Annotated in this window: 21 protein-coding genes; 8 read left to right on the top strand and 13 right to left on the bottom strand. The window is 70.6% G+C overall.

Going from position 1 to position 22337, the window contains the following annotated elements:
• On the bottom strand, positions 1-620 hold a 620-nt coding region (locus C1J01_RS10520), incomplete at its 3' end, for a DUF72 domain-containing protein (RefSeq protein WP_111178632.1).
• Positions 621-691: 71 nt separating this feature from the next.
• Here C1J01_RS10520 and C1J01_RS10515 point away from each other — a divergent pair.
• Positions 692-2158 (top strand): YibE/F family protein, encoded by a 1467-nt coding sequence (locus C1J01_RS10515; protein ID WP_111178630.1) that lies wholly within the window; start codon positions 692-694, stop codon positions 2156-2158.
• A 4-nt stretch (positions 2159-2162) separates the two neighbouring features.
• Here C1J01_RS10515 and C1J01_RS10510 read toward each other — a convergent pair whose 3' ends face one another.
• The gene (locus C1J01_RS10510; protein WP_111178628.1) at positions 2163-3020 is read right to left on the bottom strand and encodes an NAD(+)/NADH kinase; all 858 of its coding nucleotides are present in this window, start codon (positions 3018-3020) and stop codon (positions 2163-2165) included.
• Positions 3021-3109: 89 nt separating this feature from the next.
• Here C1J01_RS10510 and C1J01_RS10505 point away from each other — a divergent pair, with 89 nt between their 5' ends.
• Positions 3110-3967, top strand: coding sequence for a DUF72 domain-containing protein (locus C1J01_RS10505; protein WP_111178626.1), 858 nt, complete (start codon positions 3110-3112; stop codon positions 3965-3967).
• A gap of 40 nt (positions 3968-4007) precedes the next feature.
• Here C1J01_RS10505 and C1J01_RS10500 read toward each other — a convergent pair whose 3' ends face one another.
• The 3 genes from C1J01_RS10500 to C1J01_RS10490 form a co-directional block, all read right to left on the bottom strand.
• Entirely contained in the window at positions 4008-5330 is a 1323-nt protein-coding gene (locus C1J01_RS10500; RefSeq protein WP_268958645.1) for an enolase C-terminal domain-like protein, read from the bottom strand.
• Positions 5331-5338: 8 nt separating this feature from the next.
• A complete protein-coding gene (kdgD, locus tag C1J01_RS10495) occupies positions 5339-6253 on the bottom strand; it encodes a 5-dehydro-4-deoxyglucarate dehydratase (protein WP_111178624.1) in 915 nt (304 codons plus the stop codon).
• A gap of 134 nt (positions 6254-6387) precedes the next feature.
• Positions 6388-7311, bottom strand: coding sequence for a LysR substrate-binding domain-containing protein (locus C1J01_RS10490; protein WP_111178622.1), 924 nt, complete (start codon positions 7309-7311; stop codon positions 6388-6390).
• A 189-nt stretch (positions 7312-7500) separates the two neighbouring features.
• Between C1J01_RS10490 and C1J01_RS10485 the strand changes: the two genes are divergently transcribed.
• The 5 genes from C1J01_RS10485 to C1J01_RS10465 are packed head-to-tail and all read left to right on the top strand — an operon-like array spanning position 7501 to position 12260.
• Complete coding sequence (locus C1J01_RS10485) at positions 7501-8508, top strand: tripartite tricarboxylate transporter substrate binding protein (protein WP_111178620.1); 1008 nt, start codon at positions 7501-7503, stop codon at positions 8506-8508.
• 13 nt (positions 8509-8521) lie between these two features.
• The gene (locus C1J01_RS10480) at positions 8522-9058 is read left to right on the top strand and encodes a tripartite tricarboxylate transporter TctB family protein (protein ID WP_111178618.1); all 537 of its coding nucleotides are present in this window, start codon (positions 8522-8524) and stop codon (positions 9056-9058) included.
• 9 nt (positions 9059-9067) lie between these two features.
• Complete coding sequence (locus tag C1J01_RS10475) at positions 9068-10597, top strand: tripartite tricarboxylate transporter permease (protein ID WP_111178616.1); 1530 nt, start codon at positions 9068-9070, stop codon at positions 10595-10597.
• Entirely contained in the window at positions 10594-10989 is a 396-nt protein-coding gene (locus C1J01_RS10470) for a universal stress protein (protein ID WP_111178614.1), read from the top strand. The genes C1J01_RS10475 and C1J01_RS10470 overlap by 4 nt, the downstream gene beginning before the upstream one ends.
• Positions 10986-12260: a glucarate dehydratase family protein gene (locus C1J01_RS10465; RefSeq protein ID WP_111178612.1), complete on the top strand. Its 1275-nt coding sequence runs from the start codon at positions 10986-10988 to the stop codon at positions 12258-12260. Before C1J01_RS10470 ends, C1J01_RS10465 begins: the two co-directional genes overlap by 4 nt.
• A 97-nt stretch (positions 12261-12357) precedes the next feature.
• Here the strand turns inward: C1J01_RS10465 and C1J01_RS10460 are convergent, their stop codons facing one another.
• The 4 genes from C1J01_RS10460 to C1J01_RS10445 all read right to left on the bottom strand — a co-directional run bounded on the left by C1J01_RS10460 (position 12358) and on the right by C1J01_RS10445 (position 16695).
• Positions 12358-13041 carry a hypothetical protein gene (locus C1J01_RS10460; protein ID WP_111178610.1) on the bottom strand — a complete coding sequence of 228 codons (684 nt, stop codon included), beginning with the start codon at positions 13039-13041 and terminating at the stop codon, positions 12358-12360.
• An 11-nt stretch (positions 13042-13052) separates the two neighbouring features.
• Entirely contained in the window at positions 13053-15209 is a 2157-nt protein-coding gene (locus C1J01_RS10455) for a glycoside hydrolase domain-containing protein (RefSeq protein ID WP_181448678.1), read from the bottom strand.
• A gap of 179 nt (positions 15210-15388) precedes the next feature.
• Positions 15389-15859 (bottom strand): peptidase inhibitor family I36 protein, encoded by a 471-nt coding sequence (locus C1J01_RS10450; RefSeq protein ID WP_111178606.1) that lies wholly within the window; start codon positions 15857-15859, stop codon positions 15389-15391.
• 80 nt (positions 15860-15939) lie between these two features.
• Positions 15940-16695: a hypothetical protein gene (locus C1J01_RS10445; protein ID WP_111178604.1), complete on the bottom strand. Its 756-nt coding sequence runs from the start codon at positions 16693-16695 to the stop codon at positions 15940-15942.
• Between the two features lie 382 nt (positions 16696-17077).
• On the opposite strand from C1J01_RS10445, the gene C1J01_RS10440 reads away from it, so the two are divergent.
• Entirely contained in the window at positions 17078-18097 is a 1020-nt protein-coding gene (locus C1J01_RS10440) for an ArsR/SmtB family transcription factor (RefSeq protein ID WP_111178602.1), read from the top strand.
• A gap of 188 nt (positions 18098-18285) precedes the next feature.
• On the opposite strand, the gene C1J01_RS10435 is transcribed toward C1J01_RS10440, so the two are convergent.
• From C1J01_RS10435 to C1J01_RS10420, 4 genes are all read right to left on the bottom strand, one after another.
• Positions 18286-19215 (bottom strand): SGNH/GDSL hydrolase family protein, encoded by a 930-nt coding sequence (locus tag C1J01_RS10435; protein ID WP_111178600.1) that lies wholly within the window; start codon positions 19213-19215, stop codon positions 18286-18288.
• A 114-nt stretch (positions 19216-19329) separates the two neighbouring features.
• Positions 19330-20064: a FadR/GntR family transcriptional regulator gene (locus C1J01_RS10430; protein ID WP_235854362.1), complete on the bottom strand. Its 735-nt coding sequence runs from the start codon at positions 20062-20064 to the stop codon at positions 19330-19332.
• 10 nt (positions 20065-20074) lie between these two features.
• Positions 20075-21202, bottom strand: a complete 1128-nt coding sequence (locus C1J01_RS10425; protein WP_111178596.1) for an L-talarate/galactarate dehydratase — start codon at positions 21200-21202, stop codon at positions 20075-20077.
• Positions 21203-21206: 4 nt separating this feature from the next.
• Positions 21207-22334 carry an L-talarate/galactarate dehydratase gene (locus tag C1J01_RS10420; RefSeq protein ID WP_111178594.1) on the bottom strand — a complete coding sequence of 376 codons (1128 nt, stop codon included), beginning with the start codon at positions 22332-22334 and terminating at the stop codon, positions 21207-21209.
• Between the last annotated feature and the right edge of the window lie 3 nt (positions 22335-22337).

The raw sequence follows: 22337 nt of genomic DNA, 5'->3' as shown, positions 1-22337 counted from the left end.
GCCTCCCGCACCCGCCGCACCCATGACCGCAGCGCGGTCTCGCCGTACTCGAAGCCCGCCCGGCCCTCGTGCAGGCGCACGTAACCCCAGCCCGCCGTGCGCCAGAGCGGGTTCTGCGGCCGGCCGAGCCGGTCGGCCCAGCACAGCGCGGCGCCCCGGGCGAGCAGGATGTCGCGCACCTCGTCGGTCCACCACGACGCGTGGCGCGGCTCGACGGCCACCCGCACGTCGCCGGGGAAGCAGGCCAGGCACCGGTCGAGCCGCTCGGGGGCGACCTTGAGCGTCGGCGGCAGCTGCAGCAGGATCGGGCCGAGCTTCTCCTTCAGCTCCGCGGCCGCCCCCATGAGGCGGCGTACGGGCTCCTCCGGGTCCTCCAGCCGTTTGATGTGGGTCAGGAACCTGCTGGCCTTGACCGCCATCACGAACCCGGGCGGCGTGCGGTCGCGCCAGGACGCGAACGACTCGGCGCTCGGCAGCCGGTAGAAGGCGTTGTTGCTCTCCACGGTGGGGAACTCGGCCGCGTACGTCTCCAGCCACAGCCGCTGCGGGACGCCCTGCGGATACAGCACGTCGCGCCAGTCCTTGTACTGCCACCCCGAGGTGCCGACCAGCCACGTCATGCCATTGCACCTGCCCCGTGCGCCGGGGTGCAGTACTGTCCTGTCCGTCACCGAGGAGGACGTTTCACGCGATGGGCGCCAATCACGCGCACGGCACCGCCGTGCCCATGTCGCGGCGCACGATGGTGGCCGGTCTGGCCGTCCTCGTGCCGCTGGCGGTCATCACGCTGGCCGCGCTGCTGTGGTTGTGGCCCGAGGGCGGGGCGCGGGAGGCCGCGCCGCAGTCCGGCGTCGAGCGGCTCACCGGCACGATCACCGCCGTCGCCCTGAAGGACTGCCCTGCCGTCCCCGACGGATCGCTCCGGCCCGACCCGGCCACCTGCGGCGACGCGACCGTCACGGTCACCGAGGGCCCCGAGACGGGCCAGGACGTCCGGCTGCGGCTGCCCAGCGGGCCCGGGGCGCAACACTTCGCCGCGGGCGACGACGTGATCCTGCTGCGCGACGCCGACGGGGCGTACCAGATCTCCGACCACGACCGGGCGGTGCCGCTGTGGGTGTTCGGGGCGGCGTTCGCGCTGGCGGTGATCGCGTTCGGCCGGTGGCGGGGGGTCACGGCGCTGGTGGGGCTGGCGGTGACGTTCGTGCTGCTGCTGACGTTCGTCATCCCCGGCATCCTGGAGGGGCGGCCGCCCATGCTGGTCGCCATCGTCGGGGCGGCGGCGATCATGCTGGCCGTGCTCTACCTCACGCACGGCTTCTCCCCGACCACGTCGGTGGCCGTGCTCGGCACGCTGTCCAGCCTGACGCTGACCGGGCTGCTGTCGTACGGCGCGCTGGGGTTCGCCAGGCTCAACGGGGTCACCGACGACAGCGCGCTGGCGCTGGACATGAGCCTGCCGATCGACACGCAGGGTCTGCTGCTGGCCAGCATCATCATCGGCGCGCTCGGGGTGCTCGACGACGTGACGGTCACGCAGGCGGTGACGGTGGCCGAGCTGGCGCACGCCAACCCGTCGTACGGTTTCGCCCGCCTCTACCGGGCCGCCGCGCGCATCGGGCGGGCGCACATCGCCTCGGTGATCAACACGATCATCCTGGCGTACGCGGGGGCGTCGCTGCCGCTGCTGCTGCTGTTCAGCATCGGGGAGCAGCCGCTCGGCGAGGTGATGGCGACGCCGGTGATCGCGCAGGAGATCGTCCGAAGCGTGGTCGGCACGCTGGGGCTGATCGCGGCGGTGCCGATCACCACGGCGCTGGCCGCCCTGACCGCCACCCGCCGGTCGGAGCCGCCCGCCGGGCAGGACGACGGCCCGCCGCCCCGGAGGCCGAGCGACGCCAGGCGCTCCCGGCGGCGCGAGGAACCGCCGCACGACGACGACTTCTTCGCCCCGCTCCCCGACGACGAGGACTTCTTCTCCCCGCAGCGCCACGACGGCGGCGTCGCCCCGCGCAGGGCCGCCCCGAGGGACGCCGGTCCGCGGCCGGCCCACGACGGCGCGGCGCCGGCCGGGGCAGGGAGTTTCTTCACGCCGCAGCAGCAGCCCGGCGCCGAGGCGGAGCGGCCCGCGCGGCACCGGAGGCGTCCGGGCGGTTAGGGCGTCAGCAGGGGTCGAGGCCGCCGTCGACGCGGAGCTTGCGGCGGGCGCGTTCGTAGAAGGTGGTGCCGAGGCGGACGACCTTGGCCGCCGCCGGCCAGGCGGCCACCGTGATGGAGTCGCCCGGCGACAGGTGGCCGACGACGGTGCCGTCGACCTCCACCGCCAGCCGCCCGCTCGTCGGCAGCACCTGGAGGGTGACCTCCTCGTCGGCCGGCAGCACCAGCGCCCGGTTGAACGCCGAGTGCGCGGCGGCGGCCACCACGAGCACGGCCTCCACGCGGGGCGAGACGAGCGGCCCGCCGGCGGAGAAGCTGTAGGCCGTGGAACCGGTGGAGGTCGCCACGATCACGGCGTCGGAGGCGTACCGGACGAACGGGCTCCCCGACGGCGTGACCATCACCCCGGCCAGCCCCTCCCCCGGGGTGCGCACGAGCGCGATGTCGTTGAACGCCGTCACCTCCGCCCCCGCGACCTCAGCGCGGATCGCCATCCGCGGCTCGATGGTGTAGGCGTGCGCGTCGATGGCCGACAGCGTCTGCTCCAGCTCGTCCACGTCGATCTCGGCAAGGAACCCGAGCCGCCCCAGGTTGACCCCGAGGATCGGCGTCGGCCGCCCGGCCAGCAGCCGCATCGTGCGCAGCATCGTGCCGTCGCCGCCGAGCCCGACCAGCAGGTCGGCCCGCTCGACGAGCGTCACGGCGTCGACCGCCACCGCCGAGCAGTCGATGCGGTCGACCTCCTCGTGCAGCCCGAGAACGGTGACGCCCTTCTCCGCCGCCCAGCGCAGGATGGTGTCGATCGCCTTCTTGGAGTCGCGGCGAGGATGCAGCACCAGCCCGACCGTCCCGACCATGCCCATGGGGCAAGCCTACGTGGCCCGGACCGGCTCCGGTCGCGCCGCCCTGCCGGGATGCCGAGGGGGCGCGGGCTTCGGTAGCGTCTTGCGCCATGCGGCTTCATGTGGGATGCGCGATGTGGACGCACGCGCGCTGGCAGGGGCGCTTCCTGCCCGACCGGCTCCCTCCCGGCGACCGCCTGCGCGCCTACGCCTCCTGGTGCGACGCGGTGGAGGGCAACACGACGTTCTACGCGACCCCGTCGCGCGAGACGGTCGAGTCGTGGGCCCGGCAGACTCCCGACGACTTCCGGTTCGTGGTCAAGCTGCCCAAGCCGATCACCCACGAGCACCGCCTCACCGGGGCGGAGGAGGAGCTGCGGGCCTTCCTCGACGCGATGGAGCCGCTGGGGCCGCGCAACCACGCCCTGTGGGTGCAGCTGCCGGCCTCGTTCTCCCCCGCCGACGTCGGCGCGCTGGCGATGTTCCTGCGCCGGCTGCCGCGCGGCCACCGCTACGCCGTCGAGGTGCGCCACCCGGCGTTCTTCGCCGAGGAGCGCGCCGAGCGCCTGCTCGAACGCGTCCTGACCGGGGCGGGCGCGGAGTGGGTGCCGTTCGACACGACCGTGTTGTTCCGCAGCCCGCCGACCAGCGACGCCGAGCGCGACGCGTGGACGAAGAAGCCGCGGGTGCCGCGGCGTACGCGGGCGCTGACCGGCCATCCGATCGTCCGCTACCTGGGGCGCGACGCCGAGGAGCGCACGGTGGAGGGCTGGCGGCCATGGGTGGACACGGTCGCGGAGTGGCTGCGCGAGGGCCGCTCCCCGACCGTGTTCGTGCACACGCCCGACAACGCCGACGCCCTGGCGCTCGCCCGCCGCTTCCACGACGAGGTGCGGGCCCGCCTGCCGGAGCTGGCCCCGCTCCCCGAGCCGGTCGCCGCGGACGAGCCGCCGCTGACGCTGTTCTGAGGCGTTCTGAAGAGTTCTGAAGGGTTCTGAAGGGTTCTGACTAGCGCACGAGGCAGGGCCGTTTCGGGTCGAACACCCAGCCCTCGATGAGGAACCGCATGGCCACGGCGTCGTCGCGGGCGCCGAGCCCGTGGGCGAGGTACAGCTCGTGGGCCGCCGCCAGCGCGTCCCGGTCGAGCTCGACGCCCAGGCCGGGCGTGTCGGGCACGTCGATCGCGCCGTCGGCGATCTGGAACGGCCTGGTGGTGAGCGCCTGGCCGTCCTGCCAGATCCAGTGCGTGTCGAGCGCCGTGATCTCACCGGGGGCCGCGGCCCCGACGTGGGTGAACATCGCCAGCGAGATGTCGAAGTGGTTGTTGGAGTGCGAGCCCCACGTCAGCCCGAAGTCGTGGCAGAGCTGGGCGACGCGCACCGACCCGGCCATCGTCCAGAAATGCGGGTCGGCCAGCGGGATGTCGACGGCGTTGGAGCGTACGGCGTGCGCCATCTCCCGCCAGTCGGTCGCGATCATGTTGGTCGCGGTCGGCAGCCCGGTGGCGCGGCGGAACTCGGCCATCGTCTCCCGCCCGGAGAACCGGCCCTCAGCGCCGCACGGGTCCTCGGCGTAGGCCAGCACGCCGCCGAGATCGCGGCAGAGCCGGATCGCGTCGGCGAGCAGCCAGCCGCCGTTGGGGTCGAGCGTGATGCGGGCCTCGGGGAAGCGGGCCGCCAGCGCCCTGACCGCCTCGACCTCCTCCTCGCCGGCCAGCACGCCGCCCTTGAGCTTGAAGTCGGTGAAGCCGTAGCGCTCCTGGGCGGCCTCGGCCAGCGCGACCACGGCGTCGGGGGTGAGCGCCTCCTCGCGGCGCAGCCGCGACCAGCGGTCGTCGCCCCCGTCGTCCACGACGTACGGCAGGTCGGTCCTGCCCGGGTCGCCGACATAGAAGAGGTAGCCGAGCATGGGCACGCGGTCGCGCTGCCGGCCCTCGCCGAGCAGCTCGGCCACCGGCATGCCGAGGTACTGGCCGTGCAGGTCGAGCAGGGTGGATTCGAGACCGGTGACGGCGTGCACGGTCGTGCGCAGGTCGAACGTCTGCCGGCCGCGCCCGCCGGCGTCGCGGGCGGCGTACCGCTCGGCGACCTCGCGCAGCAGGCTGCGGTAGCGGGCCACCGGCCGGCCGACCAGCAGCTCGGCCGCCTCCTCGACCGTCCGGCGGATCGCCTCGCCGCCGGGCACCTCGCCGAGGCCGGTGCGGCCGTCGGAGTCGGTGGTGATGACGACGTTGCGGGTGAAGAACGGCGCGTGCGCGCCGCTGAGGTTGAGCAGCATGCTGTCGTGCCCCGCGACGGGGACGACGTCGACACGCTCGATCGTGGGAGACACCACGGCTCCTAGCTGATCTTGTCGACGAGGGCGGTCAGCTCGGCGAGCTCGTCCTCGGTGAGGTTCGACAGCGGCGGCCGCACCGGGCCGGCCGGGCGCCCGACGGCGGTCAGGCCCGCCTTGATGATGGAGACGGCGTACCCCTTCGTCCGGTCGCGGATGTCCAGGTAGGGCACCACGAACTCCTTGATGCGCCGGTAGACCGCGTCGCGGTCCTGGGCGCGCACGTCGGCGTAGAAGTCGAGCGCGTACTGCGGCACGAAGTTGAAGATGGCCGAGGAGTAGGTGCTCATGCCGAGCTGCAGCAGCGGCAGGGCGAAGGTCTCGGCGGTGGGCAGGCCGCCGATGTAGGCCAGGCGGTCGCCGACGGCGGCGTAGATGCGGGTGAGGTTCTCGATGTTGCCGACGCCGTCCTTGAACCCGACGAGCGTGGGGTTCCGCTCGACCAGGGCCTCGACGGAGCGGTCGGTCAGGACCGCGTTGGCCCTGCTGTAGACGACGACGCCGAGCCCGGTGGCGGCGCAGACCGCGGAGACGTGCTCGACCAGGCCCTCCTGGCCGGCCTCGGTCAGGTAGGGCGGCATGAGGAGCAGGCCGTCGGCGCCGGCGGCCTCCGCGGCCTTGGCCTGCGCGACCGCGTTGGCGGTGCCTCCGGTGGCCGGCGCCACGACCGGCACCCGGCCGCCGACCTCGTCCACCGCCGCGCGCACGACCCGGTCGATCTCCTCCGGGGTCAGCGAGAAGCCCTCGCCCGTGCCTCCCGCGGCGAACAGCCCCGCCACCGGGTACCCGCTCAGCCAGGACAGGTGCTCGCGGTAGCCGGCCTCGTCGAACTCCAGGTCCTGGGTGAAGTGGGTGACGGGGAAGGACAGCAGGCCGCTCTTGAGCTGCGTGGCGAGCTCCTGTGGGGAGTATTCGGGCATGACGGTCGCTCCTCGTTCGACGTGCGGCCGTGGGAGGCTCCACGAGGCCGGTCTGGTCTGTCGCCCGTCAGGCTAAGGAGAAGGAGTGATTCCTGTCCAAGTGCGATTCTGTATCCGGTGATACCGACAGGGCATCATGACGGGGACTCCAGATCCGGCAGGAGCTCCAGCACGCGCGCGAGCGCGGGATTGGTGGACCCGCGGTCCCAGATGACGTGCAACTCGACCGGCTCGTTGGCGACGCCGCCGCCCTGGTCGAGGGGGTCGCCGCCGCCGCGTACGAGGTCACAGTAGGCGACGTGCCGGACGCCCAGCGAGCGGGCGCTCGCGGGCACCAGCGCCACGCCGCGCCCGGCGGCCACCAGCAGCACGGCGGTGAGGATCTGGTGCACCTGCTGCTCGATGCGCGGGTGGGCGTTGGTGAGGAACCGGACGGTCAGCTCGTGGAAGTACCGCGACTGGACGGGGTTGTAGCTGATCACCGGCAGGCCGTCGAAGTCGTCGGGCGCGAGCGGCCGGCCGAGCCCGGCCAGCGGGTGGCCCTCGGGCACCACGGCGCACAGCGCCTCGCGGAAGACCACGCGGGAGTCGAGGGTGGCGATGTCGAACGGCGGCCGGGCCAGGCCGAGGTCGAGCTCGCCGCGCAGCAGGCCGTCCACCTGTCCGGCGGTCACCCGTTCGTGCAGCAGGACGTCGATCTCGGGCAGCTCCTCCGACAGCCGCTTGAGCAGCGTGCCGAGCATGCTGATGGCCGAGACGGCGGTGAACCCGAGCCGTACGGTGCCGGCGGCGCCGCTGGCGATGCGGCGGGCCCGGTCGCCGGCGGTGTCCACGAGCGAGAGCATGCGGCGCGCGTCCTCCAGGAAGCCGCGCCCGGCGTCGGTGAGGATCACCCGCCGGTTGTCGCGTTCCAGAAGGGTCACGCCGACGACACGTTCCAGCTTCTGGATGTGGCGGCTGAGGGGAGGCTGCGTCATGCGCAGACGGGCGGCCGCGCGGCCGAAGTGCAGTTCCTCGGCCACAGCCACGAACGCCCTGATTTGGTCAAGCGTTAGCATGATGCGCAGACTGTATCACTCGATACCGAAATGAGCCTGGACAGGCATCGAGCCTGGTACCTAGTCTCCGGAGACTACAGAGCGGAAACCTTGCCGTAACCTGACGCGACCCCCTGCCTGCTCCATGACGGCTGTCCGCTCCATGACAGACACGGGCGGCGCCAGCCACCGCACGAAGGAGTTAGTCCCATGCCGAGATCCCGGACCATCCCCCGCCGCGTCCTCATGGGCGTGCTCGGCGCCACCGCCGCGATCACGCTGACCGCGTGCGGTGGTGTCAAGACGACCTCCTCCGGCGGCGGCGACGGCGAATACCCGACGGGCAACATCGAGTTCAGCGTGGGCGCGTCCGCCGGCGGCTCCACCGACCTGATCACCCGGGCGCTGGCCCAGGGCATCGGCAAGGAGCTCGGCGTCTCCACCCCGGTCATCAACAAGCCGGGCGCCAACGGCGCGCTCAACGCCAAGGAGCTGCAGGCCGCCAAGCCCGACGGCTACAAGATCGCGGTGCAGAACGCCTCGCTCTTCACCATCACGCCTCTCACGGTCACGCCCGAGGAGGCCACGAAGATCGAGGACTTCGACGTCATCACCGGCATCTCGCGTGACGACTACGTGATGGCCACCAGCGCCCAGTCCGGCTACAAGTCGATCGACGACCTGAAGAAGTCCGGCAAGACCATCCGGTACGGCACCACCGGCGTCGGCACCGGCGCCCAGCTCGCCTCGGCCCTGACGTTCAAGAGCGCCGGGATCGAGTCCACGGCGGTGCCCTTCGACGGCGGCGCCCCGGCGCTGACCGCGCTGCTCGGCAACCAGGTCGACGTCTCGACCATGCAGATCGGCGAGGGCATCGAGAACATCAAGGCCGGCAAGCTCGTCCCGCTCGCCGTCTTCTCCGCCGAGCGCATCCCGTACCTGCCGGACGTCAAGACGGCCAAGGAGCAGGGCTACGAGGTCGAGGTGACGCAGTACCGGTTCCTGACCGCGCCCAAGGGCACGCCGGAGAACGTCAAGACGCGTCTGCTGGATGCGGCCAAGAAGACGTTCGCGACGCCGGAGTACAAGCAGTTCAACGAGCAGAACTCGCTCACCCCGATGGAGGTCTCCCCCGACGAGGTCCTCAAGGCGCTGCAGACCGACACGGCCACGTACAAAGAGCAGCTGAACGAGTTCGGCATCAGCCTGACCGGCTGATCGAGGAGTGAGCATGTCCCAGCCCGACCCCACAGCGTCCGGAGTCGCGGACGCCGGCCTCCAGGAGGAGGTCGAACGGCTCCAAGCCGAGATGGAGGAGGCGCGCCCGCCGCACGCGGGCCCGATCTCCCAGGCCGCGGCGGCGCTGGTGGCGCTCGTCGTCGGCGTGCTCGCGGCGATCGGCTCCTACGCGCTCGGGCTGGGGCGGCTCACCCAGCCCGGCCCGGGGCTGTGGCCGTTCGCGATCAGCGTCGTCATCGTCGTGCTCTCCCTGGTGCTCCTCGTGACCGGCCGCAAACTGGAGGACACCGAACGGTTCTCGAAGTCGAGCCTGCTCACCGCGGTCGCCCTGGTGACGCTCGTGGCGCTGGCCGCGCTGCTGCCGGTGATCGGCTTCGAGATCCCCTCGCTGCTGCTGACGTTCGTCTGGCTGCGCTGGCTGGGCAAGGAGTCGTGGCGGTCGTCCATCGTGATCAGCATCGGCGCCGTGGCGGCGTTCTACGTGATCTTCGTCCTGTTGCTGCAGATCCCGCTCCCACGCCTCATCTGAGAAAGTCGCATGGACATCTCCCCGATCCTCAATGGCTTCGGCGTCGTGTTGGAGCCCACGAACCTGCTCTACTGCCTGGTCGGCGTCATCATCGGCATGCTCATCGGCGTGCTGCCCGGCCTCGGGCCCGGCGCGACGATCGCCATCCTGCTGCCGATCACGTACGGCATCGACCCCGTCTCCGCGATCATCATGCTGGCGGGCATCTTCTACGGCGCCCAGTACGGCGGGACCATCACCTCGGTCCTGCTGCGCCTGCCGGGCGAGGCGTCCTCGGTGGTCACCGTCTTCGACGGGTTCGCGCTGGCCAGGCAGGGCAGGGCCGGCACCGCGCTGGGCATCGCCGCGATCGGCTCGTTCGTCGGCGGCACCGTCTCGATCATCGGCCTGACGGTGCTGGCCCCGGTCGTCGCCGGCTTCGCGCTCGACTTCGGCCCTCCGGAGTACGCGGCGCTCGGCATCCTCGGCGTGCTGCTGGTCTCGGCGATCGGCAACGGCAACCGGCTCAAGGCCGTCATCGCCGCCTGCGTCGGCCTGCTGATCGCGACGGTGGGCCGTGACACGTTCACCGGCGCCGAGCGTTTCACCTTCGGCAGCCTGAACCTGGCCGAGGGCATCGACTTCATCCCGATCGCCATGGGCCTGTTCGGCCTGAGCGAGATCCTCTACAACATCGAGGAGCGGCACAACCAGGTGCACTCCCCCGCGAAGGTCGGCAACGTGTGGCCCTCGCGCAAGGATCTCGGCCAGGCGAAGGGCGCCATCGGGCGCGGCTCGCTCATCGGCTTCCTCCTCGGCGTGCTGCCCGGCGGCGGCGCGGTGTTGTCGTCGCTGGCGGCGTACGCGGTGGAGAAGCGCCGGGCCAAGCAGCCGGAGCGCTTCGGGCGCGGCGCCGTCGAGGGCGTGGCCGCTCCCGAGACCGCCAACAACGCCGCGGCCACCTCGTCGTTCATCCCGCTGCTGACGCTCGGCATCCCGGCGAACGCGACGATGGCCCTGATCTTCGGCGCGCTGCTCATCCAGGGCATCCAGCCGGGGCCGCAGCTCGTGACCGAGCACCCCGACGTGTTCTGGGGCGTCATCAACTCGATGTACATCGGCAACATCCTGCTGCTGATCATGAGCATCCCGATGGTGGGCGTGTTCGTCCGGATCCTGCGGGTGCGCCCGGCCATCCTGGCGCCGATCACGGTGCTCATCACGCTGCTGGGCGCGTACACGGTACGCAATCAGGTCTACGACATCTTCCTGGTCATCGGGTTCGGCGTGCTCGGCTACCTGATGAAGAAGTTCGGGTTCGAGCCCGGGCCGCTCGTGCTGGCGTTCGTGCTGGGCTCGATGATCGAGAGCTCGGCGCGACAGTCGCTGCTCATCTTCGGCGGCGACCCGACCGGGTTCCTCACCCGCCCCATCTCGGGCACCGTGCTGGCCGTGGTCGTGATCGTGGCGGCCTGGCCGCTGATCCGCAAGGCGCTGCCCCGCAAGAAACCGGCCGCCGTTCCCGGCGACTCCGATCGTGTGGAGGAGAAGACCCCATGACCATCCTCGTCGGCTACCTGCCGACGCCCGAGGGCGAGGCCGCCGTGGCGGCGGGCCTGCGCGAGGGCGCGCTGCGCGGCGAACGCGTGATCATCGTGAACTCGCCGCGCCGGGGCGCGCCCGTCGACGAGCACATGATCGGCGAGGCGGACCGCGACGAGCTGCTGCGCCGGGCCACGGCGGCCGGCGTGGAGGCCGAGGTGCGCCAGCCGCTGCACGACGACGACCTGCCCGAGACGTTCGACCGGCTGGTCGAGGAGACCGGCGCGAGCCTCATCGTCATCGGGCTGCGGCACCGCTCGCTGGTCGGCAAGTTCGTCCTCGGCAGCGCGGCGCAGCGGATCCTCATGGAGGCCGAGGTGCCGGTGCTCACCGTGAAGGCGGCCAGGTGAGCGCACCGGTCGCGGGCCGGGTCAGCAAGGTCACCGTGACCCCGGTCGCCTTCCGCGACCCGCCGCTGCTCAACGTCGTGGGCGTGCACCAGCCGTACGTGCTGCGGGCGATCGTCCAGGTGCACACCGACGAGGGGCTGGTGGGACTCGGGGAGACGTACGCCGACCAGGCGCACCTCGCCCGGCTCGGCGCGGTGGCCGCGGCGCTGCCCGGCGCGGACGTGTTCGACCTGCACGGCCTGCGCCGCGTCGTGACGGAGGCGCTCGGCGCGTCCACGGGCGGGGCGGGGGCGAGCTTCGGCGGCATGCTCGAGGTCTCCAGCGCGGTCGACACCGTGGCCTCGCCGTTCGAGGTGGCCCTGCTCGACCTGCAGGGCAAGGCGCTCGGACGGCCGGTGAGCGACCTGCTGGGCGGCGCGGTGCGCGAGCGGGTGCCGTACTCGGCGTACCTGTTCTACAAGTGGGCCGGCCACCCCGGGCACGACGAGGACACGTGGGGCGAGGGCCGCACGCCCGAGCAGATGGTCGCCCAGGCCCGCCGCATGGTCGAGGAGTACGGCTTCACGGCGATCAAGCTCAAGGGCGGCGTGTACGAGCCCCCCCACGAGATCGAGACCGTCGAGGCGCTCGCCGCCGCCTTCCCCGATCACCGGCTCCGCATCGACCCGAACGGCGCCTGGACGGTGGAGACCTCGATCGAGGTGGCCGGGCGGCTGTCGGGCGTCCTCGAGTACCTGGAGGACCCGACGCCGGGCATCGAGGGCATGGCGGCGGTCGCCCAGCACACCGACCTGCCCCTGGCCACGAACATGTGCGTCATCGCCTTCGAGCACCTCAAGCCGGCCGTGGCCGCCGACGCCGTGCAGGTCGTCCTGTCGGACCACCACCTGTGGGGCGGGCTGCGGCGCTCGGCGCTGCTGGGCGGCATCTGCGAGACGTTCGGGATGGGGCTGTCGATGCACTCCAACTCGCACCTGGGGGTCAGCCTCGCGGCGATGACCCACCTGGCCGCGGCCACCCCCAACCTCACCTACGCCTGCGACACCCACTACCCGTGGAAGACGGAGGACGTCGTGAAGCCGGGGGTGCTGGAGTTCCGCGACGGCGGCGTGGCCGTCCCGGCCGCGCCCGGACTCGGCGTCGAGCTGGACGAGGACGCGCTCGCCGCCCTGCACGAGCAGTACGTCGCCTGCGGCCAGCGCGGCCGGGAGGACACGGCGTACATGCGCTCGATCGTCCCCGGCTTCACGCCCAACACCGCCCGCTGGTAGCAGGCAAGCCAGCCCGCCCGCTGGTAGCAGGCAAGCCAGCCCTGCCCGCTGGTAGCGGCCCTCGACCGCTGGATTGCGACCTCGCCGCTTCCAGCGGTCAGCCGGTCTGCTGCTGTTCGAGCCTGCGGGCCTTGGACAGCCGTTCAGGAGTGGCCGGATCCGCGACCGCGCCGGCAAGGGGCCGGGTCGCTCTGTGATGATCAGTGCGCAGCCGTCTGGCGACGCGGGCGAGTGCCTTGCTTTCCGGGCGAACGGCGATGTGGAAGTGCGAGACCTTCACCGGATCGAGGTCGCCTCCCCATTGGACGGTGCCCTCGCAGTCGACGAGGATGTCCCGTACCACCAGCTCCTGGTAGGGCCACAGCGGCTCAGAACCTCTGAGCGGGTATGCGGTCGGGTGCACGGCTATGGCGGTCCCGGACAGGCGGTTGGACTCGAAGTCCGCGCCGACGGTGCGGTCGGTGGTGTAGGCGGTGATACCGCCCCCTTCGGGGGTGTCCACTGGGGCGATCTCGTAGTGCCAGCGTCGCGCGACGTGGAGGAGCACCACCGCCACGTCACCGGCCCGCAGGGCCGCGACGGCGCGGGACCCTTCCACCGTGCGAGTGGAGATCTTGTCGGGGTCGATGGGCCAGCCGTTGGCGGAGACGTCTCCCTCCCATTCCCACGATCCGGCTTTCGATGATCCGGCCGTGGCCACGGCGGCCGGCATCATGCCGGGGGCGAGGGTGAGGGCTCCGGTACCGGCGGCGACGGCGATGAAGCGGCGTCGTGTGATCACTGAGGGACCCCTCATTCCGGGCTGTCACTGATGGAGGAAACGCCGGGATCTCCGCCCTGCCGCCACACGTTGCGGTCCAGGCCCCATCCCGGTTGGAACTCGAACTCGTGAATCTGGTTGAGCGACCAGTTGGCGGGAAGGGGATAGCCGAGATTTCCGGAGAACCCCCACGACATTCCGGAGACGAACGACCATCTGGCGCCGACCTCGCGTGATACCCGGTCAGCGACGTTACGGGAACCGTACACCCCGAATGCATACTTGCCACCACGCGCGGAGAGGATGTCCCGAACGCCACGGAAATACGGGAGGATGTTGCTGTCGATGTCCGCGTCAAGGGCGTCGTAGTCGACGGCGAAGTAGATGCACGTGCCGGATCCCATGCCGAATTCGCTGGCCTTGTCGTGGGCTGTTCTCCCCTGCTCCCAGCCCTTTTCGTAGGTGAAGTTCGCCAGCTGCGTACCGTTGTACTGGAAAATCGGGAAGACTCTCAGACCGGCCGCGAAGATGTTCTGCAGCTCGCCGGGCTTGAGGGCCTTGCCGAGGTAATACGGGTCACCCGGCGGAAGGTGTTCGTCGAGGTAGCGGCCCACGATCTGATAACCGCTCGCCTTGAGCGCGCGTGCGCGGTCGAGGGTTATCTCGGTGATGCAGTCGCACCCTGTGGCCGGCCGCTGGGAGTCTCCGGTGGACACGAGGAGCTGCGCCCACGTCGCGTAGTCGTTGGTGCCGGTCACCGCGAGTTGCGAGAACTGCTGGAAGGTCCGCAACCACGAGGTGTGGGTGCCGGTCTGGGCGTCCGTGGATATGTCCGCGGGAGAGTAGCCGATCTCCTGTGAGCCGCTGTAGGTGGGCGAGTTGAAATAGCAGGCCGCACGGAAGAGGTACCGCAGGTCGCCGGTGAGAGTTCCCGCTCCCCTCGACTGAAGACCTGCCTGGGTGCCCGGGCCGAAGTTCCCGTTGATGTCCGCCAGGCCGATTCCCACCTCGTACTGGATGGCCATCATGAGGCCCTTCTGTACTTCGCGGGAGTAGACGCCGTCGCACGGCACAAGGTTGATCGCCGGGATCGCCCGCTCGTACACGTATCGGTAGTTCAACCGCTTCTGAATGGACTGAACGGTCGAGTCCCCGCCAGGCACCAGCCGGAACTGGTCCATCGTCAACAACGCCTTGGAGATGCGCGCCCACATTTCCCCGTTGATCACCGCGCCGGACAGGCCCATGTCGTTGATCAGTTGTTGAAGGGAATCCCTGGATGTGGGGCTCCAGGTGTAGTGGACGCTGGATGCCCAGTATCCCTTACACCACAGGGCGAAATTGTAAATGCTGATGATGTTCTGATTCGTCTCCGTGTCCGGACGAAGCCCCCGGTTCCGCACGGCCGCGAACGTGCCCGGCCCGAAGCTCTGGACCGTCGGGGAGATCCCCAGTTCGTGCTGGAGCGCCTGGGTAAGCGACAGGACGGTCGCCCAGCCGGTGCGACCGGTCTCCCGGCACCTGATGTAGCCGGCGGCACGACCGTCGTAGGTGGAGTTCACCCATCTCTGGGCCGCCAGCACGTTCGGGTCGACGGCCAGCGGCCCGTCCCAGGGGACGGCTGGATCGACCGAGGATCCGTTCATCGCGTACGGGGCGAGGTTACCGGGGCATTCAGTATCGAATGCCGCGGAGTGCGGCAGGATATGCCGTCCTGCCCGCCTGTCATCGGGGACCTCGCCGCGGAGGTGGGCGATGAGATTCCTGATCGACCGCAACATTTCCTCTGTCGGCTGATCCCACTCTCTCAGCAGCCCGCAGATCGAGTAGAAGGCCGTGTTGCTGCCCCGCATGGCGCCGTCGACTTCGACGTACGTGCCGCCGTTGGCTTCGCCCCGCTCGTAGCCCCTGGCTTCGTAGATTGTGCCATGGGGGCACACCATGAAATTGTAGTGAATATCGTCATAGCCATCTTTTATGTTGCTTTCGAAGGTGGCCGCCACGTCCGCCTTGCAATCTTCTTCATTGTCAGGGCTGAACGAGAAACGGCCCCGGTGATGGAGGAAGACTCCTCCGGTCCACGGCTCCCAATTGCCGGAGGAAGGCAGCGGATCCGTTGCGGCTTTGTCTCTTCTCTCCTCCGGCACGTAAGGGGCCCAGGCGCTACGCGGCTGGATGGTGACAGGCATTCTCTGGGGTTCCATTCTTTCTGGCCGGTTCGGGACTACGGAGGGCGGAACGCAGACCTCTGCCACTGGTCGGGTCCGCCGACCAGGTCAGCAGGCGTGCGCGGGCCTTGCCGAGGGATGCGGACGGGCCGAGGCCGGATGGCCCGTCCTCGGCCCGGTGCCCGTCACACGTACCTCGATCAGCAGCCGCTGCCCCAGCGGTGGGCGGAGATGTTGTCGTTCAGGGTCTCCCCCTGGCCCTGTCGGCCGTCCCAGGGGTAATAGATGCCCGTCAAGTTGTTGAGGTACAGGCCATTGGGCAGGCAGGCCCGGGTGTGGTCCCAGCCGCCGGCGTCGTCGGCGTCGTCCCAGTACAGAAAGACATCCTCGTATGGACCGGGCCAGCCGCGGTTCTCCAAGGAACTCGCGTCGTTGCGCAGATTGACACTGTCGCAGGTGCTCCAGTCGGGGTCGTCCCCCGACCAGTGGCACATGAAGCCACCCCGGTTGATGTGGCCCCAAGCGTAGAAGTAGCCGTCGGGGGCGGCCGCCGCGGACGCGGCGGGCGAATCCGCCGGGAGAACCGGTTCGGCGTGGGCGGTGCCGGTCACGTTCAGCAGGACAAGGGCGGTGAGCCCCAGGGATGCGATGACGGATCTGAGTTTCTGCACGCTTGCTCTGTCTCCTTCTGGTGGTTGCCTGCGGGACGGGTCGATGCCCGTCCGGCCGCATCAGGGATGGTCGGGAGGCGTCAGCCGCGCTCGACGATCGCGCGAGCGCGCGGGAGGGCGACCCGCTCCAGCCTCTTCCTCGTCTCGTACTCGGGCGCGTACTGCTCGGCCAGCCGATCGCGCTGCCGTTTCTCCAGTCGGAGGGCCGTGTCGGACAGTCCGCTGCTTCTCGCGCAGTCGGCCTCGGCCACCGCTGTGCGAATCTCCTTCGTCCGTGCGGCCGCGTCGGACGGCTCGCTGAACGCCCTGCGCGTTTCCTCGGGAGTCGCGTGCCGGAACCCCCGCTTCCTCATGCACGCGGCCCAGTCCTTCACCGCGTCCTTGAATTCCTGCTCGGCGAAGACCTTGCCGCGGCCCATGTCGTCGAGCACGTTGGTGATCGTGCTGCTGCGGAACCAGCCTTCCAGGTCCCCGTACAACTGCTCTTGAGCGCGGGCCGTACAGCCCTCGGTGTACCGGGTGAAGTTCATGCCGTTCGGAACGGTGACCTCGAGTCGTCCCCCGTCGCGCTTGCCGTGCAGGGCGTCCATCCCGCGCATCCGGTCCGCCGGGGACAGGCTCTGGAAGTACCGCCGGTTGGGATCGGAGGCGCGAACCTGGTCACGCCGTCGCTGCATGTCGCTTCCGTAACCATGCTCGCGGGCCCAGCGCGTGTCGTCCACGACGTACGGGAAGTCGCGGTCCTCCGGGAGCGGTGTCCGCGGCACGACCCAGATGCGGAAGCCACGTGCCCGCATGCAGGACTGGGTGAGCAGCTGCTCCGCTTCGTACAGCACGTCTTCTTCGTGATCCGTGAGCGGTCGGACGGTATCGACGGCCGCGGCTGGGCGTCCCGGTGAGCCTGCGGGCCGGTTCACGCCCGAAGGGGCCGGCGCACAGGCGGCCGCCGCCAGCAGGGCGGTAGTGGCCATGAAACAGACCAGTTCTCGGGACCCGTGGCGCGGCCGTACCGGCACTCCGTTCCTCCTTTCGATACGCCCTTCTGCGGCGAATCCGCGTTGGCCTCAGCTTCATCCATACATATAGGGCCAAACAAGAACATTGCACGCATGTGAAAAGGCGCCGGTCAGAGGCTGGTGAGAAGTGTGAAAACCAATCATTCCATAGTAAAATGTGTTGTTACACCCAATATCGACACTTCCTCACTACGGAGAGTCAATGGGGACGCTGCGGGTCCACTTCACCGCCGACGATCTGGCCCGAACCACGGTCGCCGCCACCGTGGATCCCATGTGGGAAATACTTCTGAGCCGGTTTCGCCTCAACGACCTGGACAAAGCTCCGGCGTATCAGCCGTGGATGCGCCGATTGAGAAGCGATCCCGTGCAGAGGGCGAACATGCGGACAGGTGCCCGCCTGCTCACGACGCTGGCGCCCATGGGGCCCTACTTCCCCGACTTCCTCACTCCGGCCGCGGCCCGCAACGGACTGGAGGCGGGGCTGGAGGCGATCCGCTCCACTCCCCGCCACCAGCTGAGGAGCGAGTTGCAGCGGCTGGCGCAGCACGTCTCGCTCCCCGGTTGGGTGCGTTCCTTGGCCGATGGCGAGGTGGCGGCACTCACGCAGCTCACCGACGCGCTGCGCGCCTACCACCAGGCGGCCATCGCCGCGCACGACGACCTCATCCAACCGGCGGTCAACGTCGACCGCGCCAAGCACGTCACCCGATTCCTCGACATCGGCGTCGAAGGGCTGCTGACCAGCATGTGCTCAACCATGCGCTGGCGGCCGCCCGTCCTCGAGGTCGACTACGACATCGACCAGGAACTGCACCTGGGCGGCCAAGGCCTGCTTCTGGTGCCCTCCTTCTTCTGCAGAAGAGTCCCGATCTCGCTGGCGGACCCGCTGCTGCCGCCTGTGCTCGTCTATCCGATCAACCCGTCCTGGGAGATATACGCCACGGAGAAGTCGAGCCGCAGGCCACTTGAGACTCTGATCGGAAGCACGCGCGCTGCCGTCCTGAGAGCCGTGGGCACCGGATTGACCACCACTCAGCTCTCCCGCCGGCTGAAGATCTCGCCGGCTTCCGCCAGCCGGCATGCCGCCGTGCTGCGGGAGGCCGGATTGATCACCACTGTCCGGTACGGCGCCGCCGTGGTCCATAGCCGCACAGCGCTGGGCACCAGCCTCCACGAGGGCTGCTCATCATCCGACCGGCCACCCGCCCACCAAGAATGAGCCCGAGGCGGAATGGCCGGGCTCTGAGCGGCATCGCGCATGCGGTCAACGCGGGGTCACGACAGCCCGGCGCGTGAAACGCGCCCCGGTGGCTGCTCCGTGAAGGGCGGGTCCGCACACTCGGCGGACCCGTCCTCCACATGTTGTGGCAGGCGAAGGGCCCGTACGCCGCCGGCGCCCTGGCTTGGTCAGCGGTGGTGGACGGCGAGGGCGGGGACCGCGCGGCGGACGAGGGCGGCCATGGCGGCCTGCCCCTTGCGGTTCAGGTGGAACACGGCGTCCGGCCCCTCCTGACCGTCGGCCAGGGCGTCGAAGCCCCGGTAGTACGGGTCGGCCGACTCGCACAGCGAATGTCCCCGGAACGTGGGTTCGAGGACACCCGGCGCCTTGTACGGGCTCACGTACGTGACGTTCACGTGGCGGCTCCTGGCCGCGAGCGCGGCCCGGCGCAGGGTGGTGTCCAGCGCGACCATCACCGACTCACCCGCGACGCGTTCCGCCGGTGTGGCCACGTCGGGACCACAGATCGGGTCGAGCGGGACGCCTGGGGCGTTCGCCCCCCGCGTCAGCTGCGCGCCGTAGCCGGTCATGACGATCTGGGCCCGCGGGCTGCGCCGCTTGATCTCGGCGAGGAGCTTGCGCACGTCCGCGCCCATGGCGGGCAGTTTCCCGAGCGTCGCCGTGGTGGCGGGACCCGAACAGTCCGCCTGGAGGCAGATGCCGCCGTAGCCGGAGAAGTCGACGTCCGTGGCGCCGATGGTGAGCATCACGACGTCCGTGGTCCGGCGGAGCGCGTCGAGCTGCGGAGGCCGGCCCTTGAACTCCCGGCTGAGGCTCGCGCTGGTCGCGCCGCTGCACGTCACGTTGGTGAGCGCGACCTTCCGCCCCCTCGCGGCGAGGTCCTTCGCGATGAGCTCGGCGGCGGAGCCGGCGCTCCGCCAGCAGGAGCCCTCGGTGCCCGGCTCGTAATCACCGGCCCCGGTGCCGGAGCCGTAGGAGTCGCCCAGCGCGACGATGCGCAGCGGCGCTCCGGTCGCCGCCTGAGCCGCGGGAAGGGCCAGAGCGGTCCCGGCTGTCGCGCCGAGGGCGGCGGTCAGAAGGATGAGTAGTTTCTTCACGGTCCAGGATCATCGACGGATCGGCACCACCCGACTGCGGAAAAATCCACATTCGCGGGCAGGTCCGATGTCCCGGATCGAAGGTGATGACGAGGCGGCCGACGCCGACAGCGGTCAGGGGGCCTGCAGCCGCGCGCGCGAGTTGGACAGGTGCAGCCGCATCGCGGCGCGCGCGGCGGCGGCGTCGCGGTCGGCGATGGCGCGGTAGATGTTCTCGTGCTCCAGCGTCACCCGCGTGAGGTGGGTGGCGTCGGAGACGGTGTAGACGTGCTCGAGGCGCGTGCGCGGCAACATGATCATCATGGGGCCGAGCGAGGAGAGCAGGTCGGAGTAGAACCGGTTGCCCGAGGCGACCGCGATCTTGAGGTGGAACGCGAAGTCGGCCTCGACCGCGTGGCCCGGCTGCTCGCCGGAGCGCCCGAGGTCCACCAGCGCCCGTTCGACGGCTTTCAGCTGCAGGTCCGTACGCCGCTCCGCGGCCAGCCCGGCGGCCTCCGACTCGACGCCGATGCGGAAGTCGATCATGTCGAGGACGTCGCGGTGGGTGCGGACGCGGGACGCCTCGACGGAGAAGGCCGTCGAGGCGGGCACGTCGAGCACGAACGAGCCGCGCCCCTGGAACGTCTCGACCAGCCCGGCCGCCTGCAGCCGCGAGACGGCCTCGCGCACCACCGTGCGGCTCACGCCGAACTCCTGGATGAGCGAGGACTCGGTCGGCAGCTTCTGACCCGGCTGGATCTCGCCGGCGAGGATGCGCGCCTTGAGCCGCTCGACCAGCTCGTGGGCGAGCCCGCGCCCGGTGTCGCGGTCGAGCTTCTCCCCCGGGCCGGGCTTGTGATCGGGCGGCACGGCTGACAATCTACTCGGCCGTCCCGAATCGGGCATCGTCCAGGAGCCACTCGTGGCGGCGTTCGCTCAGCGTCAGCCCGAGGCCCGGCCGGTCGGGGACGCGCATGCGCCCGCCGTCGATCTCCAGCCGCTCCTCGAACAGCGGGGAGAGCCATTCGATGTGCTCGACCCAGGAGTCGCGCGGGTAGGCGGCGGCCAGGTGGACGTGGATCTCCATCACGAAGTGCGGCGCGACCTGCAGATGGGCGTGGTCGGCCAGCGCGGCGACCTTGAGGTAGGGGGTGACGCCGCCGACGCGCGGCACGTCGGGCTGGAGGAAGCCGACCGCGCGCAGGTCGATGAGGCGGACGAGGTCGGGCACGCCGGCCAGCATCTCCCCCGTCGCGATCGGGGTGTCGAGCGCGGCGGCGAGCTGGGCGTGCCCCTCGGCGTCGTAGGCGTCCAGCGGCTCCTCGATCCACACCAGGCCCAGCTCCTCCACCGCCCGCCCGAAACGGAGAGCGGACGGCCGGTCCCACTGCTGGTTCGCGTCCACCATCAGCGGCGTGTCCTCGCCGATGTGCTCACGCACGGCCGCCAGGCGGCGCAAATCCTCCTTCATGTCCGGCTGACCGACCTTGATCTTGATGCCGCCGATCCCACCGGCCAGCGACCGGGCCGCCCGCTCCTTGACCTCCTCGATCGGCGCCTGGAGGTAGCCGCCGGAGGTGTTGTAGACGCGCACCGCGTCGCGGTGGGCGCCCATCAGCTTGGCCAGCGGCAGCCCGGCCCGTCGGGCCTTGACGTCCCAGAGCGCGGTGTCGGCGGAGGCGATGGCCTGCGTGGCCGCTCCCGACCGGCCCACCGACGCGCCGGCCCACAGCAGCCGCTCGTACAGGCGGCCGATGTCGGACGGGTCCTCGCCCAGCAGGTTGTCCGCGATCTCCTTGGCGTGCGCGAACTGCGCCCGGCAGCCGGCCCGCGTCGTGTAGGAGAACCCGAGCCCCGTCAGGCCGTCGTCCGTGCCGATCTCGCAGGTGAGGACGTCGATCTGGGTCAGCGGCCGTTGCCTGCCGGTGGCCACCTTGGCGTCGCTGACGGCGTGGGCTAGCGGCACGGCGTAGTGGCCGAGGCGCACCGACGTGATGCGGTCGCCCATGGCGTCAGGCCTTCCCGAACTCGACGCCGTCCACGGCCCACTTGCGGCACTGCTCGCTCAGCGTGAGGCCGAGCCCGGGCCGGTCCGGGACGATCATGCGGCCGTCGCGGGTCTCCAGCCGCTCGTTGAACAGCGGGTTGAGCCACTCGAAGTGCTCGACCCAGGGCTCGCGCGGGTAGGCGGCGGCCAGGTGGAGGTGGATCTCCATGGCGAAGTGCGGGGCCAGCTGCAGGCCCGCGTGGTCGGCGAGGGTGGCCAGGCGCAGGAACGGGGTGATGCCGCCGACGCGCGGCGCGTCCGGCTGGATGATGTCGGCGGCGCGGGCCTCGATGAGCCGGACGTGCTCGGCGACGCTGGAGAGCATCTCCCCCGTCGCGATCGGGGTGTCGAGCGCGGCGGCGAGCTGGGCGTGCCCCTCGGCGTCGTAGGCGTCCAGCGGCTCCTCGATCCACACCAGGCCCAGCTCCTCCACCGCCCGCCCGAAACGGAGAGCGGACGGCCGGTCCCACTGCTGGTTCGCGTCCACCATCAGCGGCGTGTCCTCGCCGATGTGCTCACGCACGGCCGCCAGGCGGCGCAAATCCTCCTTCATGTCCGGCTGACCGACCTTGATCTTGATGCCGCCGATCCCACCGGCCAGCGACCGGGCCGCCCGCTCCTTGACCTCCTCGATCGGCGCGTGCAGGAAGCCCCCGGAGGTGTTGTACGTCCGGACGGAGTCGCGGTAGGCGCCGAGCAGCTTGGCCAGCGGCAGCCCTGCGCGCTTGGCCTTCAGGTCCCACAGGGCGATGTCGATCGCGGCCAGCGCCTGGGTGGCCACCCCCGAGCGGCCCACGGAGGCGCCCGCCCACAGCAGCGTGTCGTACACCTTGCCGATGTCGGACGGGTCCTGGCCGAGGAGGTTCTCCCCGACCTCCTTGGCGTGGGCGTACTGGGCCGGGCCGCCCGCCCGCTTGGAGTAGCTGAAGCCGACGCCCTCGTGGCCGTCCTCCGTGCTGATCTCGGCGAAGAGGAAGGCGATCTCCGTCATCGGCTTCTGCCGCCCTGTCAGCACCTTGGCGTCGCTGACCGGGACGTCGAGCGGAAGGGTGACGGAGGAGAGCGAGACGTGGCGGATGCGGTCGGAGGCCATGGC

Source organism: Nonomuraea aridisoli, from assembly GCF_003236395.1.
Taxonomy (GTDB): Bacteria; Actinomycetota; Actinomycetes; order Streptosporangiales; family Streptosporangiaceae; genus Nonomuraea; species Nonomuraea aridisoli.
Note: the sequence above shows the minus strand (reverse complement) of the source record. Positions and strands in the feature narration are given on the sequence as shown.